The sequence below is a fragment of the Rhizobacter sp. genome (genome assembly GCF_031412495.1).
GTDB lineage: Bacteria > Pseudomonadota > Gammaproteobacteria > Burkholderiales > Burkholderiaceae_C > Schlegelella_A.
This window is the reverse complement of sequence record NZ_JANODC010000379.1, coordinates 1-1,906: the sequence shown is the minus strand read 5'-3', so window position 1 is coordinate 1,906 and position 1,906 is coordinate 1. Positions and strand designations below refer to the sequence as shown.

Here is a 1,906-nt window from a genome sequence, read left to right as displayed (position 1 = left end):
GACGAAGACGAGGCCGCCTTCCGGCCGCGCACTCACTGGCCGCCCTGCACGCTCATGGCGCCCCGGCGTTGCGCCGTGGCGTCAGGAAGGTCGCGCTCGAGCGGCCCTTCAGCTCCACCACGCGCGCCAGGTTGTCGTACTCCATGCCCTGGGCGCGCACCACGCTGGCCCCTTGCGTGATCACGACCGGCAGGTGCGAGCGGACGCGCTCGATGTTGCGAAAGGCATGCAGGAACTCGCCGCGGAACTCGACCGCCTCCTGCTTGCCGGTTGCCGGCCGCACGACGTGCGCGTCGCCGAGCAGCTGCACTTCGCTGCCGTCGCCGTTGGCCAGCGCCCGCCGGGCCGTGGCAATGGTCACCGTCCCGTCGGTGCCGACGGCACGGATGCGGGCCTGGTCGATCTCGAGCGTGTCGTCGTCGGGAAAGTGGCGGGCCCGCTCGCCCTCGATCTGCGTGCGCAGCGCACCGTCGGCACCGAAGCGCTGGACCACGAAGCGCGTCATGACGTAGTCCGGCTCGTGCACGGGAGCCGCCGCGGTGGCTGGAGCATCGTCGGGCGGCGTGTTGCGAACCAGCCACCAGGTGCCGCCGGCGAGCAAGGCCATCAGGATCAGCGGCAGGTACGCCGACGCGAGGTCGAGCAGACGCAGGTACCAGGGTGCCGCCGCGACCGGCTCGGGACCGGCGAAGCTGAGGTCGACCTCGTCGTCGTCCTCCAACGCGGCGTGGTCGGTCGAGACGATCGGCTCACCGCGCTCCATCGGCAGGTCGATCGAGCGTGTGGAGCGGTTCGAGCAGCAGCTCCGCATAGCGCCCGGCGGCGACGAGGAGCAGGTCGCACAGCTCGCGCGCGGCGCCGACGCCGGCGGCGGCCCGCGTGACGTGGTGCGCCACGGCACGCGCCTCGATGTGCGCGTGCGGCGGCGCGCAGGCGAAGACGGCGCGCCGCATGAGCGGCAGATCGGGCCAGTCGTCGCCCATCACGGCGACGCGGTCCCAGCCGAGCCCGAGTGCCTCGAGGATCGGCGTGGCCGCGGCGAGCTTGTCAGCCGCGCCGTACGCGGCATGGACGAGGCCGAGGTCGGCGACGCGCCGGCGCACGGCCGGCGAATCGCGACCGGTCACGACGATGGGAACGATGCCGCCCTGCGCGAGCAGCTTCAGGCCGTGCCCGTCGAGGGTCGAGAAGGCCTTGAAGGTCTCGCCCTCAGCGCCGATGTAGACGCGACCGTCGGTCAGCACGCCGTCGACGTCGAAGATGGCCGCGGCGACCCCGGCGCCGGCACCGCGCGCGGCGAGGAGCAGCTCGGGCGGAAAGCGCAGCGCCGGCCCGTGCTCGCCGTCGGCGCGATCCCGCATCAGATGACCTTTGCCCGCATCAGGTCGTTGGTGTTGATGGCGCCCTCGATGCGGCCGTCGTCGGCGACGACGAGCAGGCCGGTGACGCGATGGCGCTCCATCAGCGCGGCCGCTTCGACGGCGAGCGCATCGGCCCGGACCACCTTCGGCGTCGCGTGCATCACTTCGTGCGCCCGCATGGCGCGCAGGTCGGCACCGGTCTCGATCAACCGACGCAGATCGCCGTCGGTGAAGATGCCGGCGACGGCACCGTCGGCCTCGACAACGGCCGTGAAGCCGAGGCCCTTGTCCGTCATCTCGTGCAGCATCTCCGACATCAGGGCGCCCGGGCGGACCTGCGGCACGGCGTCTCCCGTGCGCATCAGGTCGCCGACGTGCATCAGCAGCTTGCGGCCGAGGCTGCCGCCCGGATGCGAGCGGGCGAAGTCGTCGGCGCGGAAGCCCCGGGCATCGAGCAAGGCGACAGCGAGGGCGTCGCCGAGCGCCATCTGCGCCGTCGTGCTGGCCGTGGGCGCCAGGTTGAGCGGGCAAGCCTCCTGATCGAC

3 protein-coding genes are annotated in these 1,906 nt (G+C 72.7%); all 3 read right to left on the bottom strand.

The features are described from left to right. Positions 1 to 52 precede the first annotated feature (52 nt). Positions 53 to 763, bottom strand: a complete 711-nt coding sequence (lptC, locus tag AC30N0_RS13925) for an LPS export ABC transporter periplasmic protein LptC (RefSeq protein WP_489518505.1) — start codon at positions 761 to 763, stop codon at positions 53 to 55. After that, a complete protein-coding gene (locus tag AC30N0_RS13920; RefSeq protein WP_489518504.1) occupies positions 750 to 1,361 on the bottom strand; it encodes a KdsC family phosphatase in 612 nt (203 codons plus the stop codon). Before AC30N0_RS13920 ends, lptC begins: the two co-directional genes overlap by 14 nt. Next, a partial coding sequence (locus AC30N0_RS13915; protein ID WP_489518503.1) for a CBS domain-containing protein occupies positions 1,361 to 1,906 on the bottom strand: 546 nt, incomplete at its 5' end. The genes AC30N0_RS13920 and AC30N0_RS13915, both read right to left, overlap by 1 nt.